Genomic DNA, 14950 nt, shown 5'->3' with positions numbered 1-14950 from the left:
TCCCCGCGCGTTCCGCCTCAGGCGGGCGGCCGCAGGTTGATAGGCTTGGGACGGATGGATCCGGCCGGAGACGATTCGGCGGGTCCGAGGCGACAAGACATGAAGGAGACGGACTTATGGGCAAGCGCATCGTGCTGGCCGATCCCCGAGGGTTCTGCGCGGGCGTGGACCGCGCGATCCTCACCGTGCACACGATCCTCAAGGGAAGCCCGGTTTCGGCGCCGGACCGCGCCGCGCTCGAGGCCGAGGGCCTGCCGCCGGTGTACGTGCGCCGTCAGATCGTGCACAACAAGCACGTGGTCGAGGACCTGTCCTCGCAGGGCGCGGTGTTCGTCGAGGAGCTCGCCGAGATCCCGGACGCCGCGGCGCGCGCCGGAGTGCCGGTCGTGTTCTCCGCCCACGGCGTCTCGCCGTCGGTCAAGGCCGAGGCGAAGGCCCGCGGCCTCAACGTCGTGGACGCCACCTGCCCGCTGGTCGGCAAGGTGCACCGCGAGGTGACGCGGTTCGCGCGCGGCGGCTACGAGATCGTCTACATCGGCCACAAGGGGCACGACGAGGCCGTCGGCGTGGTGGGGGAGAGCCCCGAGCACGTGCATCTGATCGAGCACGAGGACGACGTCGCCTCGCTCGATTTCACCCCGGACACCAAGCTGGTGCTGCTCACGCAGACCACGTTGAGCGTCGACGAGACCGCCGGCACCATCGCCGCGCTCAGGGAGCGCTTCCCCTGGATCGAGATGCCTCCCAGCTCGGACATCTGCTATGCGACGTCCAACCGTCAGGCGGCGGTGAAGGTCGTCGCCGAGGAGTCTGACTGCGTGGTGATCGTGGGATCGGCGAACTCGTCGAACTCCGTGCGTCTCGTCGAGGTCGCGCAGGAGGGACTGGGGGAGCGCGGGCGCGCGCACCGCGTCGACGACGCCGGCGATCTCGACGACGCGTGGTTCGAGGGCGTGGAGGCTGTGGGCGTCTCCTCGGGCGCCTCGGTGCCGGAGGAGTACGTCGACGGCGTCATCGCCGCGCTCAGGGAGAAGGGGTATACGGAGATCTCCTCCGTGGAGACCACGAAGGAGAACATGCATTTCGTGTTGCCTGCGGAACTCCGCAGGCAACCTTCGCGGTAAACCGCTCACTTCGCCTACGGACAGTCCACCGGACTGTCCGCTTCACGGCTCAGCCGGCGGAGCTTCGCCGCCGGTAGCCTTCGCAGCGGTCTACCACGTGCCGATGGGGGCGGCTACGGCGTCGAGGACCTTCATGAGGTCGTGCGGGTTCACACCGACGGAGAAGCCGCGCTTGCCTCCGGAGACGAGGATCACGTCGAACTGCAGGGCGCTCTCGTCAAGCACGGTCCTGTGCCGCGTGCGCTGCCCCAGCGGCGAGATGCCGCCGACCACATACCCGGATTCACGCATCGCGACCTTCGGGTCGGCCATCGCCGCCTTCTTCGCGCCGACCGCCGCGGCCAGGGCCTTGAGGTCCATGTGCCCGGAGACGGGGACGACGCCCACCACGCGCTCGTCGCCGGTGTCGGCCATCAGGGTCTTGAACACCTGATGCTCGTCGAACCCGAGCTTCGTGGCGGCCTCGACGCCGTAGCCGTCGTCCATGTGGTCGTTCGAATGCTCGTACTCGTACGGGGTGAACTCGACGCCCGCCCGTTCCAGTTCCACGGTCGCCGGTGTCGAGCCGGCGCCCTTCTCATGCTTCTTTTTCTTGGTCATGCCTCATAGTCATACTCCCGTTCGGTGACGGAGCGCGTCTCGCGGCCGGTGGAAGAGAGCGGATGTCCGCGATGCGGGATCGGAGCCGATACGAGAAAACCCCCGCGCGGGGCGGGGGTCTCATCAGCCTATGGCCGTTTCCTCACTCGGGAAACCGGCGAATCATGCGGAACGGGACGTCCCGCGGCGACTCACTCGGAGATCTCGGCGAAGTACAGCAGGGTACGGATCATGTTGGAGGTGAAGCCGTACTCGTTGTCGTAGAAGGAGACGGTGCGGGCCAGGGTCAGGCCGTCGATGTTGTTCACATCGGTCTGGGTCGGATCGAAGACGCCACCGTGGGTGTCGCCCAGGATGTCGGAGGACACGATGCCCTCGTCGTTGTAGCCGTAGTACTCGCAGTTCTCGAAGGCTTCCTTGAACGCGGCGTTGATCTCGTCGGCGGTGGTCTCCTTGTTGAGGACCGTGGTCAGCTCGGTGACGGAGCCGTCCGGGACCTGGACGCGCTGGGCGTGGCCCTGCAGCTTGCCGTTGACGGACGGAACGACCTTGCCGATGGCCTTGGCGGCACCGGTGGAGTGGGCGATGGTGTTGATGGCGGCGGCGCGCAGGTTACGGCCGGTCTTGGTGCCGCGCGGGCCGTCCAGCAGCATCTGGGTGCCGGTGTAGGCGTGGATGGTGGTCATGAAGCCGGCCTTGATGCCGAACTTCTCGTCCAGCAGCTTGACCATGGCGGCCATGGAGTTGGTGGTGCAGGAGCCGGCGGAGACGATCACGTCGGAGGCCTTGAGGATGTCGTGGTTCACGCCGAACACGACGGTCGGGGTGACGTCGTCCTTGGCCGGGGCGGAGATCAGGACCTTCTTGGCGCCGGCGTTGATGTGGGCCTGGGACTTCTCGGCGGAGGTGTAGAAGCCGGTGCACTCGAGCACGTACTCGACGCCGTCGTTCTTGACCCACGGGATGTTGTTGGCGTCCTTCTCGGCGTAGACCTTGTACTCCTTGCCGTCCACGACGATGGAGTCCTCGGTGGCCTTGACGTCGACCGGGGTGCCGTCGTCATGGCGGAAGGTGCCGTGGGTGGAATCGTACTTCAGCAGGTAGGCCAGGGTGGCCGGGGTGGTCAGATCGTTGATGGCGGCAACCTCGATGTCACCAGCCTGGCCGCCGCGAGCCTGGAGCTCGAAGATGCGACGGAAGGCGAGACGACCAATGCGACCGAAGCCGTTGATACCAATCTTAACTGTCATGTAATTCTCCCTTGGGGAAGGCCCCACGCGCGTGGACGCACATGGAACCATTGTTTACCAACGGTATTTACTGTAATGCCTCACCTGTACTTCGGGCAATGTTTTCCGGGGTGTTTCCAGTGAAAACCCCGGAAATTTTGTGAGCGTTCACATTCCGGGCGCGCCGATCCGGTGGCGTGATGAGAGGTGGGCGCGGACCCTCCGGTCAGCCCGCCAGCAGCGGGGAGACCGCCGTGTCGAGCGGCCCCAGATCGCCCGAGAACCCATGGTACCGCGTCACCTGCGGGGCCGGCGCCTCCGCCGGATAGGTCACGATCAGCGTGCCCTCGCGCACGCTCACGGCGCTGGCCGTGCCGGGCAGGAACTCGTTGCTCACGCCCTGCACCGTGTCGCCATGAAGCGTGCCGTCCATCATCCGGTATTTGAGACCGGGCTCGTCCACTCCCCGGGAGACGTCCGAATGCGAGAACACCGACACCATGCGCCCCGCCCTCGCGTCGAAGGCCGGCCAGGCGAGCCCGCCGTCGCAGATCGCCGTGACGATCGTCCCGTCGCCGTGCAGGAACCCGATGCCGCCGTGGTGCGCGATCAGCGCCGTCAGCTGGATCGAGGAGATCGTATGGTCGATGCGTCCGCCCAGCGCACCATATATATGGAACGTGCGGCAGCCGTGCGACCAGCCGATCTTCAGGGCGCTGAGCAGATCCGGATCGTCCTTGAGCGGGGGCAGCGCGATCGTGCGCCCGCCCGCGGCCGGCCGCGCGCCCTCGAGCGAATCGAAGTCGCCCACCACGACGTCCGGCTCGACGCCGAGCGCGCGCGTATGGTCGAGCCCGCCGTCCGCTGCGACGACGAACGCGCCGCGGGGCACCTCGACCGCGTTCGCGGGGTTGTCCCGCACGTCGTAGTATTCGCCCGCGGCGAACACCACGCACACCTCTCCGCCGCCGGCGCCCGCGTCCGCGCCGTCCGTCATCCGCCCAGTCGTCTCGTTCATACCGGCCCAGTCTACGCGCCCGCGATCCGATGCGCCCCGCGCCGCTCACCCTCCCGTCGTTGTACCGTGGACGCTTATGGCAGTGAAAACAGCGGCGAGCGACAGGCCGATCCTCAGATCCAAGACGTTCCTCTACGTCACCGAGTTCTTCTCCGGCATGGCGGTGATGGCGGCCGAGCTCGGCGCCTCGCGCCTGCTCGCCCCCTACTTCTCCAGCTCGCAGATCGTATGGACCATCATCATCGGCACCATCATGATCGCCCTGGCCCTTGGCGCCGTGTTCGGCGGGCGGTGGGCCGACCGCGACCCCGACCCGGACAAGCTCTACCTGCGCATCATGGCCGCCGCCGTGTGGATCTCGCTCATCCCGCTCGTCGGCAAGTTCGTGATCCTCCTGGTCTCCGGGCTCCTCATCGTCACCGTCTCGACGAACTTCCTCGTCATCGCCGCGTTCGTCTCCTGCATGCTCGTCTTCGTGCCCCCGCTGTTCCTGCTCGGCACCGTCACCGCCGGACTCAACAAGTTCGCCACCGACTCCCTGGACGACAACGCCTCCGTCGTCGGCCGCCTGTCCGCATGCAACACCGTCGGCTCGATCCTCGGCACCTTCCTGCCCACGTTCGTCACCATCCCCGCGGCCGGCACGTTCGTCACGTTCCTGCTCTTCTCCGGCGCGCTCCTGGCGATCCCGCTCGTCTACTTCGTCTCGATGCGCGCGAGGCGCGTCGCCTGCGCCGTCTCGGCCGTCGTGTTCGCCGTCTCCGCCGTCCTGTCGCCGATGACCGGATTCGCGTTCTGGGAGAACCGCACGACCCTCGCCTACGAGGGCGAGTCCATCTACAACTACCTGCAGGTCAAGAACCTGTCCGACCGCACCATCCTGTCGACCAACGTGCTCTTCGGCGTCCAGTCCGTCACGATGAAGGACGAGGGCCTGACCGGCATGTACTACGACACCGCGCTCGCCGCGCCGGCGCTCGCCGACCACGCGCGCTCGGCCCTCATCCTCGGCATGGGCACCGGCACCTACGCGAGACAGCTCAGGCGCTACTACCCGAAGATGAGCGTCACCGGCGTCGAGATCGACCGCAAGATCACCGACCTCGCCGTCAGATACTTCGACGAGCCGGACGACGTGCCGGTCTCCACGTACGACGGCCGCGCATGGCTCGCCGCCTCGCGCGAGCGGTACGACGTGATCATGGTCGACGCGTACCAGGACATCACCATCCCGTTCCAGATGAGCTCCGACGAGTTCTTCACGATGGTGCGCGCCCACCTCAATCCCGGGGGAGTCATGGTCGTCAACATGAACATGATCTCCGACGGCGAGGGCTCGATCAACGAGGCCCTGCAGACGACCATCGCCAACGTGTTCGACGGCGCGTGCCGCATCGGCACGACGTACACCGCCGATGTGCCCGGCACCACCAACCGCGAGCTGTTCGCCAAGGCGCCCACCCGGGCCGAGCTCGCCCGCTACGACGGATGCTCCGACTCGTGGAGACGCACCGGCGAGATCGCCACGGTCTCCGAGCCGATCGGCTCCTCGATGCGCTCGGACGTCAGGGCCGACGCGCTGAGGGCCGCTACGTGGGAGCGCACCGCCGACGGCGAGCTCGCCGCGTACATGAGCGGGGTCGGCGGGCGGATGACCGCCGTCGGGGACCCCTCGAACGACGACGGCGACGGATCGCTGATCCTGACCGACGACCACGCGCCGGTCGAACTGCTCGGCATGCGCGCCATCGACCAGCTCATCGCCGAGGAGGCCGGCCCCTACCGCGACATCCTCGAAAAGGAGGGCATCGGCGGTCTGCTGCGCGCGGTGCAGTGAACGCGGCGGGCGCGACACGCCCGGTCCGGGGATGTGGTATAGTACCTATTCGGCTTGAGAAATCAAGAAAGCGGGGCAACCCCACCTGGAAGCCTTTCATGGCCTCGGGTTCAAGGCAATGGCCTTCCTTTCCATGCATTCGCATGTCGCATGCGCGTGGAAAGCCCACAAGAGCGCGCATCAGCGCGGAAGTTGCAACACAGCGCCACAAGGCGCACATCGGCCTGCCGTGAAACCGAAACGATGAACGACGTCCAAGTGAGTCCCGGTCCCGTAGAGGAAATTTGAGGATTGGAGTCATCATCAGCGACGAACCACGCATTAACGACGAGATTCGCGTCTCGCAGGTGCGCCTGATCGGCCCGAACGGCGAGCAGGTGGGAGTCATCGCGACCTCGGTCGCCCTCAACCTGGCGAAGGAAGCGAACCTCGATCTCGTCGAGGTGGCGCCCAACGCGAAGCCTCCGGTCGCCAAGCTCATCGATTACGGCAAGTTCAAGTACAACGAGAAGATCAAGGCTCGTGAGGCTCGCCGCAATCAGAACACGGCCGAGATCAAGGAGATTCGCTTCCGCCTCAAGATCGACGACCATGACTTCGAAGTGAAGAAGGGCCACGTGGTCCGCTTCCTCAACGGCGGAGACAAGGTCAAGGTCACCATCATGCTGCGTGGCCGCGAACAGTCCCGTCCGATCGGTGGCGTCGAGCTGCTGCAGCGCCTCGCCGCCGACGTGGAGGAATACGGCACCGTCGAGTCCAAGCCGAAGCAGGAGGGTCGCAACATCATCATGACGCTTGCGCCCAAGGGCAAGAAGGTGCACACCCAGTCCGAGCAGCGCCGTCGCGGCGCGGAATCCCGCGCTGAGCGTCAGGCCCGCCAGGCCGCCCGTCTGGCCGCCAAGCAGGACGCCAAGGCCCAGGCCGCGGCCGAAGCGAAGACCGCGATTTCCCCCTCGACTTCCAGCAAGAAGCACATCAATAAGGAGGGCAGCAATGCCGAAGATGAAAACTAACTCCGCCGCTTCCAAGCGCGTCCGTCGCACCGGTACGGGCAAGCTGATGCAGGTCGGCAGCTCCATGCGCCACAACCTTGAGCACAAGTCCGCCCGCAAGCGTCGTCAGCTGAAGGCCGACGCCGTCATCCCGACCGCGCAGGCCAAGAAGCTCAACCGCATGCTCGCCAAGTGAGCCGACGTTTCGAGACAAGACATTTAGAAAGCTGAGGAAATAGATTATGGCACGTGTCAAGCGCGCAGTGAACGCCCACAAGAAGCGTCGCGTCGTTCTCGAGAGGGCTTCCGGCTACCGCGGCCAGCGCTCCCGCCTGTACCGTAAGGCCAAGGAGCAGCTGTTCCACTCCTTCAACTACAACTTCCGCGACCGCAAGGCTCGCAAGGGCGACTTCCGCAAGCTGTGGATCCAGCGCATCAACGCCGCCGTCCGCGCCGAGGGCATCACCTACAACCGCTTCATCCAGGGCCTGCACCTCGCCGGCATCGAGCTGGATCGTCGCGCCCTCGCCGAGCTGGCCGTCTCCGACGCCGACGCCTTCAAGGCCATCGTCGAGGCCGCCAAGGCCGCTCTGCCGGAGGACGTCAACGCCCCGGTCGAGGCCTGAGACGACGCTATGATCGTCAGGTGACGTCCGGTCCCGCCGGATCGGACGCATGATCGGCAAGACCCCGCACTGCGCGGGGTCTTCGTGTTTTCGGTGGAGGGCACGGGACGTACGGGGGTGACATGATGGCCGATGCCATGGCGAAGGACGAATTCGACCGGCTGCTGGAGCAGTTCCTCGCGCATATCGACGTGGAGCGCGGACTCACCCGGTCGACGGTCGGGGCGTACGAGTCCGATCTGAGGCGGTACGTCTCCTGGCTGCGCTCCCGCGGCGTCGACGGGGTCGCGCACGTCACCCGCTACGACGTGGAGGACTACGTCGCGTTCCTCGACGATCTGGGCGAGTCGGCGCGCTCGAAGGCCCGGCGTCTGGCGTCCGTGCACGAGTTCCACCGCTTCGCCCTGGGGCAGCATCTGGTCCACGACGACGTGTCCGCCGCGGTCAAGGCGCCCAAGGGCGCGGGCACGCTGCCCGACGTGCTCACCGTCGACGAGGTGTCGCGGCTGCTGGACGCGGTGCCGACCGAGGGCGACGACCCGGTGATGCTGCGCGACAAGGCGCTGCTCGAGTTCATGTACGCCACCGGTGCGCGCGTCTCCGAGGCGGTCGGAGTCAACCTCGACGATCTCGATCTGGGCGACGAGCACGTCGTCCGCCTCACGGGCAAGGGCTCCAAGCAGCGGCTCGTGCCGATCGGCACCTACGCGTGCGCGGCGATGACCCGCTATCTGCGGAAGGGGCGCCCGGAGCTCGAGTCGCGCATCCGCAACGCGCCCACGCCCGAACGCCGGGCGGTCTTCCTCAACAAGCGCGGCCGGCGTCTGTCGCGCCAGTCGGTGTGGGAGGTCGTGCGGGGCGCGGGGGAGCGCGCGCACATCGACAAGCCGCTGCACCCGCACACGCTGCGTCATTCCTTCGCCACGCATCTGATCCAGGGCGGCGCGGACGTGCGCACCGTGCAGGAGCTGCTCGGCCACGCCTCGGTGACGACCACCCAGATCTACACGCACGTGAGCCCCGAGAACCTCATCGCGACGTACCTGACGGCCCATCCGCGTGCGAAGTGACGGTGATGATAAGGTGAACAGTATGCCTACGGATATGCTTGGACGCGAATACGAGACCTTCCCGGTCCCCGAACCCCTACAACAGCACGGCCCGGCCAGGGTCATCGCCATGTGCAACCAGAAGGGCGGCGTCGGCAAGACCACCAGTTCGATCAACATCGCCGGCGCGTTGAGCCAGTACGGCCGCCGCTGCCTGATCGTCGACTTCGACCCGCAGGGGGCCGCCACCGTGGGCCTCGGCATCAACGCCAACACCGTCGAGAACACCATCTACACCGTGCTGTTCAACACGCGCGTCGACGTGCACGACGTCGTGCGCCACACCGCGTTCGAGAACCTCGACATCATCCCGGCGAACATCGACCTGTCCGCCGCCGAGGTGCAGCTCGTCACCGAGGTGGGGCGCGAGCAGATCCTCAACAGCGTCCTGCGCCCCCTGCGCGACGAGTACGACGTGATCATCATCGACTGCCAGCCCTCGCTGGGCCTGCTGACCGTGAACGCGCTGACCGCCGCCGACGGCGTGATCATCCCCGTGGCGGCCGAGTTCTTCGCCCTGCGCGGTGTGGCCCTGCTCATGCAGTCCATCGAGAAGGTGCAGAGCCGCATCAACCCGAACCTCAAGGTCTACGGCGTGCTGGTGACGATGTTCACGCGCACCCTGCACTGCGAGGAGGTCATGCAGCGCATCTACGAGGCCTTCCAGGACAAGGTGTTCCACACCGTCATCTCCCGCTCGATCAAACTGCCCGACTCCACCGTCGCCGCGGCGCCGATCACGATGTACGCCCCCAGCCACAAGACCAGCCGGGAGTACCGCGAGGTGGCGCGCGAGCTCGTGGCGAACGGGGTGATCGCCTGAACGGCGAGGAGGAGGCCGGCACCGGGTTCTCGGTGGATCTCGACGTCTACTCCGGCCCGTTCGATGTCCTGCTGTCCATGATCACGGCCCGTCGGCTCGATCTGACCGAGGTATCGCTCTCCTCGATCACCGAGGAGTTCCTGGACTACGTGCGCGGACTCGACCTGTCCGCCGCGTCCGGTCCGTCCGGTCCGTCCGCCCCGTCCGGCATGGACGAGGCCAGCGCCTTCATCGACGTGGCCTCGGTGCTCATCGAGGCCAAGAGCGCGTCGCTGCTGCCGTCCGACGAGGATGGCGTGCGCGACGAATCGAGCATGGAGGCCCTGCGCGAGCGCGACCTACTGTTCGCGCGTCTGCTGCAGTACCGCGCCTACAAGGAGGCGTCGCGCGAGTTCCGCGAACGCATGGCGCGCGCCGGCGGACGCTACCCGCATCCCGGCGTCGTCGAGGAGGGCGTACGCGCCATGATGCCCGAGCTCGTCTGGACCGTCTCGCCGGACGATCTGGCGAAGCTCGCGGCCCGGGCGATCGCCAACGCGCCGGTCGAGGAGGTGAGCGTGCGTCAGCTGCACGTGCCGCCCGCGGATCTGCGTGAGCAGTCGAGGATCGTCATGGAGCGGCTGCTCGCGCTCGGCGAGGGGGAGACGACCACGTTCGACGAGCTCGTCTCCGACGCCTCGCGCCGCGTCGAGGTGGCGGCGCGCTTCCTCGCCCTGCTCGCGTTCTTCAAGCAGGGCGTCGTGCAGTTCAGACAGGACGGCCCCTACGAGCCGCTGCATCTGCGATGGATGGCCGGAGCCTCGCCCGAGCAGGCTTCGCTGGTGATCGACGAAGGAGATTTCGCCTGATGGGCATGACCGACAGGACCGACAGAACCATGGATGTGAACACGAACGCGGCGGACCGGTTCCCCGGCGGGCTCGGGGCGTGCCTCGAGGCGATCCTCATGGCCGCCGGCGAACCGCAGCACGCCGGCGATCTGGCTCGGGCGCTCGGCGTCGACGAGAAGGCCGTGACCGGGGCGCTGGAGCGGCTGCAGGCGTCCTACGAGACGGCCGGACATGGCTTCGAGCTGCGACGCACCGCGCGCGGATGGCGGTTCGCCAGTCGCGTCGAGTTCGAGCCGGTCGTCGCCGCGTTCGTCACCGACGGCCAGTCCGTGCGGCTGAGCCAGGCGGCGATGGAGACGCTGGCGGTGATCGCCTACCGGCAGCCCGTCACCCGCGCCCGCGTCTCCTCGATCCGCGGCGTCAACTGCGACGGCGTGGTCCGCTCGCTGCTCGTGCGAGGCCTCGTGCGCGAGGACGGCGTCGACGAGGAGTCGCGCGCCTCGCGGCTCGTCACCACCGACCTGTTCCTGGAGAAGATGGGCGTGGAGTCGCTCGACGACCTGCCGTCCCTCGCCCCGTTCCTGCCAGAGGCCGACGAGGTCCTCGAGGAGGTGGCCGAGGACGGCGTCGAGTCCAGATAGGACCGTCCCCACCTTTCCGTTTCGCTTTCGCCCCGGCGGGCGTGGCCGTGCACGACGGCCTCGCCCGCCGGGGCGTTCGCGTATATGCACGCCGTCCAAGCCTTGGAATGCCGGGCGTTTCCATTTATGGTCATAATGACCATAAATGGTGTTATGCTTCTTGTCCGTTGCATGACCTGCGGCCCCGCGCCGCACGATCGACACGGAAAAGAGGACGAATGGGCATAGGCAACGTCACCGAACGGCGCCTCGCGCCGCCGCAGGTCGGCATCTCCGTCGTCATCCTCGCGCTCGCGCCCGATCGGGGCGAGGCGGGGCGCGGACGGCTGTGGCTGCCTCTGGTCCGGCGCGTGCGCCAGCCGTACCTGGGTATGTGGGCGCTGCCCGGCGGCGGCCTCTCGGCCGACCGCACGCTCGAAAGCTCCGCCTACAAGGCGCTCGAATCGACCACCTCGCTGCATCCGCGCTACCTCGAGCAGCTGTACACGTTCGGCGGCCCGGACCGCTCGCGCGGCGGACTGCCGATGGTCTCCATCGTCTACTGGGCGCTCGTCGGCCAGGCCGAGACGCGCGACCTCGCCGAGGCGGACAACGTCAAATGGTTCCCCGAGGACGAGCTGCCCGAGCTCGCCTTCGACCACCGCCGCATCATCGACTACGCGCTGTGGCGTCTGAGGAACAAGATCGAATACCCGGACGTGGCCGTGCGTCTGGTCGGCGAGACCTTCACGCTGGGCCAGCTGCACGACGTGTACGAGGCCATCACCGGCGAATCCATCGACCTCGCGAACTTCCGCCGCCGCATCCTCGCCTCCGGACAGCTCGAGGACACCGGCGCGAAGCAGCGCATCGGCCGGCACCGGCCGGCCGCCGTCTACCGGTACGTCTCCCGCCCCGCCGACCCGGACGACGGGGAGCGGCCCGACCTGTGGAACCCCGCGCAATGGGCGCGGTCGGACCGCTCGGACGGCACGACCCGAACGGCGGGCGAGAGGGCCGGCAATCAGGATGCGCGTGCGCACGCCGACGCGTTGTCGGCGCTTGCACGCTGAACATACGTCAACCGACCCGGATCCCCGCGCGTCCACCATCGCGCGGGACCGGGGCACACCAGAGAAAGGAACCATCATGACCTCAGCATTCACCGCGCCGTCCGTCGACGAGATCATCGCCCGACTCGGCGCGCAGAGCACCTGCGACGCGGGTCTGACCCTCGACCCGTGGCACTTCGATACCACCAAGCCCAGCTACGGCCCCGGCGCCTCGATGCTCGACCGACTGCCCTCGAACGCGCCCCGCCAGCAGGTCCTGCCCGACGAATACCGCAACGCCTCCGAGGACGAGCTCCAGCAGCGCATCGCCGACGCCAAGCGCCGTCTCGGCTCGAAGCTGCTCATCCTCGGCCACTTCTACCAGCGCGACGAGATCATCAGGCACGCCGACTTCGTGGGAGACTCCTTCCAGCTCGCCAAGAACGCGACCGAACGCCCCGACGCCGACCACATCGTCTTCTGCGGCGTCCACTTCATGGCCGAGACCGCGGACATCCTCTCCACGCCGGAGCAGACCGTGACCCTGCCGAACCTGTCCGCCGGCTGCTCGATGGCCGACATGGCCAACATCGACCAGGTCGAGGAGGCGTGGGAGCAGCTCGGCGAGATCTGCGGCACCCGTCCCGACGCCGACGGCCTGCAGCCGATCATCCCCGTCACCTACATGAACTCCTCCGCCGCCCTGAAGGCGTTCTGCGGTCGTCACGGCGGCATCGTGTGCACCTCCTCCAACGCGCACGCCGTGCTCGAATGGGCCTTCGCGAGAGGCCGGCGCGTCCTGTTCTTCCCCGACCAGCACCTCGGGCGCAACACCGCACGTGCGATGGGCATCCCGCTGAGCCAGATGCCGCTGTGGGATCCGTTCAAGGCGCAGGGCGGCGCCGCCGATCCGTCCGACTACGCGAACGCGAGGATGATCCTGTGGAAGGGCTTCTGCTCCGTGCACCAGCGCTTCACCGTCGAGCAGATCGAACGCGCGCGCAGGGCGTACCCGGGCGTCAAGGTCATCGTGCACCCGGAGTGCTCGATGCAGGTCGTCGACGCGGCCGACGGCACCGGCTCCACCGCGTACATCGTCAAGGAGATCGCCAACGCGCCGGCCGGCTCCGCCATCGCCGTGGGCACCGAGATCAACCTCGTCAACCGCCTCGCCGCCCAGTACCCCGACAAGACCGTGTTCTGCCTCGACCCGGTCGTCTGCCCGTGCTCGACGATGTACCGCATCCACCCGGCCTACCTCGCCTGGGCGCTGGAGAACCTGGAACGGGGCAACGTCGTCAACCGCATCACCGTCGACGAGGACACCGCACGCGAGGCCAAGGTCGCGCTGGAGCGTATGCTGCGCGTCCACCCGTGAGCCACATGGAGCCATACGTCATGAGGAAGTAGTCGAGGAAGCAGTCATGAGCGATAGCGACATCATCGTCATCGGCGCCGGCGTGGCCGGCCTGTCCGCCGCGCTGGCCGTGGCCGGGGCCGGCCGCGACGTGACGCTGGTCGCCAAATCCGAACTGGTCGAATCGAACACCTACCACGCGCAGGGCGGCATCGCCGCGGCCATCTTCGCCGACGACGACCCGAAGCTGCACGCCGCCGACACGATGGCCGCCGGCCACGGCCTGTGCGACCCGAAGGCCGTCGACATCCTTACACGCGAGGGCGCCGACCGCGTGCGCGAATTCGCCGCGCGCGGCGTCCGGTTCGACCGCGACGCCGAAGGCCGCATGCTGCGCGGGCTCGAGGCCGCCCACTCGCGCGCCCGCGTCGTCCACGCCGGCGGCGACGCCACCGGCAAGGTGCTCGAACTCGACGTGTCCGCGATGGTGCGCGCCAATCCGTCGATCCGCATCGTCGAACACGCGTTCCTCAGGGACCTCGTCGTGCGCGACGGCCGCATCGCCGGCGTCGACCTCCTGATCGACGACGATGACGCGCGCCGGGCCCGGCCGATGACACTGGTCGCGAGCCGCGTCATCCTCGCCACCGGCGGCGCGGGACGCATGTACCCGTACACCACCAACCCGCCCGTCGCCACCGCCGACGGACTGGCCGCCGCATGGCGCGCCGGCGCCCAGGTCGCCGACCTCGAGTTCTACCAGTTCCATCCCACCGCGATGGCCGTCGGCGAGCACTTCCTCGTCTCCGAGGCCGTGCGCGGCGAGGGCGCGGTCCTGCTCGACGAGCACGGCCGCCGCTACATGACGGACGTGGACCCGCGTGCCGAGCTCGCCCCGCGCGACGTCGTCGCCCGCGAGAACTTCCGCGTCATGCAGCGCCAGGGAGGCCGGCCCGTCATGCTCGACGTCTCGCCGATGCGCGCCGAGAACCCCGACCTCGCCGCGTTCCTGAAGCACCGGTTCCCGACCATCGACGCCTACACGCGCTCGCTCGGCTTCGACTGGAGCCGCGAGCCGATCCCCGTCGCGCCTGCCGCGCACTACTACATGGGCGGCGTGCGCACCGACCTGAACGGCCGGACGTCCATCCCGGGACTCTACGCCGCCGGCGAATGCGCCCGCACCGGCGTCATGGGCTCCAACCGCCTCGCCTCCAACTCGCTGCTCGAAGGGCTCGTCTACGGGCGACGTGCGGGACTCGCCGCCGTCGCGGACGCGGACGACACGGTCTGGTCGCCCGAGCCGTTCCTCAACTCCGCGACCGGAAAGGCATACGAGGCCGAACCGATCCGACTGGCCGATCCGGCCACGCCGGACCCGGAGGACGCGACGGACGACGCCGACGGCGCGTGGGACCGCGAACGCATCCAGAACACGATGTGGGCCGGCGTCGGCGTGCTGCGCGACGCGGACGGGCTCGCGCACGCGGCCGACGAACTGGCGCGCGGCCTCGCCGCGGCGAACGCCGCCGCCCCGGACACGGCCGACGTCGCCGCGCTCGAGAACCGCGACATGCTCACCGTCGGACGCATTGCCGCCGTGGCCGCGCTCGCGCGCACCGAATCGCGAGGCGCCCACGCGCGCACCGACTTCGCGGAACCCCGCGACGAATGGGCGCACTCCGTCGCCTACGTCAGGGGATAGCCGCCCCGGCCATCCGCCATCCGTATCC

The 14950-nt window shown here is 68.0% G+C and carries 15 protein-coding genes; 12 read left to right on the top strand and 3 right to left on the bottom strand.

What is annotated here, in order from left to right:
- Positions 1-116: 116 nt before the first annotated feature.
- A complete protein-coding gene (locus tag JS528_RS02290) occupies positions 117-1124 on the top strand; it encodes a 4-hydroxy-3-methylbut-2-enyl diphosphate reductase (RefSeq protein WP_214357460.1) in 1008 nt (335 codons plus the stop codon).
- Between the two features lie 90 nt (positions 1125-1214).
- Here JS528_RS02290 and ybaK read toward each other — a convergent pair whose 3' ends face one another.
- From ybaK to JS528_RS02275, 3 genes are all read right to left on the bottom strand, one after another.
- Positions 1215-1724, bottom strand: coding sequence for a Cys-tRNA(Pro) deacylase (gene ybaK / locus JS528_RS02285; RefSeq protein ID WP_214357459.1), 510 nt, complete (start codon positions 1722-1724; stop codon positions 1215-1217).
- A 191-nt stretch (positions 1725-1915) separates the two neighbouring features.
- Positions 1916-2974: a type I glyceraldehyde-3-phosphate dehydrogenase gene (gap, locus tag JS528_RS02280; protein ID WP_214357458.1), complete on the bottom strand. Its 1059-nt coding sequence runs from the start codon at positions 2972-2974 to the stop codon at positions 1916-1918.
- 205 nt (positions 2975-3179) lie between these two features.
- Positions 3180-3950, bottom strand: coding sequence for a thiamine diphosphokinase (locus JS528_RS02275; protein WP_214357561.1), 771 nt, complete (start codon positions 3948-3950; stop codon positions 3180-3182).
- Positions 3951-4047: 97 nt separating this feature from the next.
- On the opposite strand from JS528_RS02275, the gene JS528_RS02270 reads away from it, so the two are divergent.
- The 11 genes from JS528_RS02270 to nadB all read left to right on the top strand — a co-directional run bounded on the left by JS528_RS02270 (position 4048) and on the right by nadB (position 14922).
- Positions 4048-5808 carry a spermidine synthase gene (locus JS528_RS02270; protein ID WP_240541245.1) on the top strand — a complete coding sequence of 587 codons (1761 nt, stop codon included), beginning with the start codon at positions 4048-4050 and terminating at the stop codon, positions 5806-5808.
- 284 nt (positions 5809-6092) lie between these two features.
- Positions 6093-6821, top strand: coding sequence for a translation initiation factor IF-3 (gene infC / locus JS528_RS02265; RefSeq protein WP_214357457.1), 729 nt, complete (start codon positions 6093-6095; stop codon positions 6819-6821).
- On the top strand, positions 6802-6996 hold the full coding sequence (rpmI, locus tag JS528_RS02260; protein WP_214357456.1) for a 50S ribosomal protein L35: 195 nt from the start codon (positions 6802-6804) through the stop codon (positions 6994-6996). The genes infC and rpmI overlap by 20 nt, the downstream gene beginning before the upstream one ends.
- A gap of 46 nt (positions 6997-7042) precedes the next feature.
- Complete coding sequence (gene rplT, locus JS528_RS02255) at positions 7043-7426, top strand: 50S ribosomal protein L20 (RefSeq protein WP_214357455.1); 384 nt, start codon at positions 7043-7045, stop codon at positions 7424-7426.
- Between the two features lie 137 nt (positions 7427-7563).
- Entirely contained in the window at positions 7564-8496 is a 933-nt protein-coding gene (gene xerD, locus JS528_RS02250) for a site-specific tyrosine recombinase XerD (RefSeq protein ID WP_214357454.1), read from the top strand.
- A gap of 22 nt (positions 8497-8518) precedes the next feature.
- Positions 8519-9358 (top strand): ParA family protein, encoded by an 840-nt coding sequence (locus tag JS528_RS02245; RefSeq protein WP_214357453.1) that lies wholly within the window; start codon positions 8519-8521, stop codon positions 9356-9358.
- Positions 9359-9390: 32 nt separating this feature from the next.
- The gene (locus JS528_RS02240) at positions 9391-10206 is read left to right on the top strand and encodes a segregation and condensation protein A (protein ID WP_420838168.1); all 816 of its coding nucleotides are present in this window, start codon (positions 9391-9393) and stop codon (positions 10204-10206) included.
- Entirely contained in the window at positions 10206-10829 is a 624-nt protein-coding gene (gene scpB / locus JS528_RS02235) for an SMC-Scp complex subunit ScpB (RefSeq protein WP_240541244.1), read from the top strand. The genes JS528_RS02240 and scpB overlap by 1 nt, the downstream gene beginning before the upstream one ends.
- A gap of 218 nt (positions 10830-11047) precedes the next feature.
- On the top strand, positions 11048-11881 hold the full coding sequence (locus JS528_RS02230; RefSeq protein ID WP_214357452.1) for an NUDIX hydrolase: 834 nt from the start codon (positions 11048-11050) through the stop codon (positions 11879-11881).
- 76 nt (positions 11882-11957) lie between these two features.
- Positions 11958-13238 carry a quinolinate synthase NadA gene (nadA, locus tag JS528_RS02225; RefSeq protein WP_214357451.1) on the top strand — a complete coding sequence of 427 codons (1281 nt, stop codon included), beginning with the start codon at positions 11958-11960 and terminating at the stop codon, positions 13236-13238.
- A gap of 46 nt (positions 13239-13284) precedes the next feature.
- On the top strand, positions 13285-14922 hold the full coding sequence (gene nadB, locus JS528_RS02220) for an L-aspartate oxidase (RefSeq protein WP_214357450.1): 1638 nt from the start codon (positions 13285-13287) through the stop codon (positions 14920-14922).
- Positions 14923-14950 lie beyond the last annotated feature (28 nt).

The organism is Bifidobacterium santillanense, from assembly GCF_018555385.1.
Taxonomy (GTDB): Bacteria; Actinomycetota; Actinomycetes; order Actinomycetales; family Bifidobacteriaceae; genus Bifidobacterium; species Bifidobacterium santillanense.
Note: the sequence above shows the minus strand (reverse complement) of the source record. Positions and strands in the feature narration are given on the sequence as shown.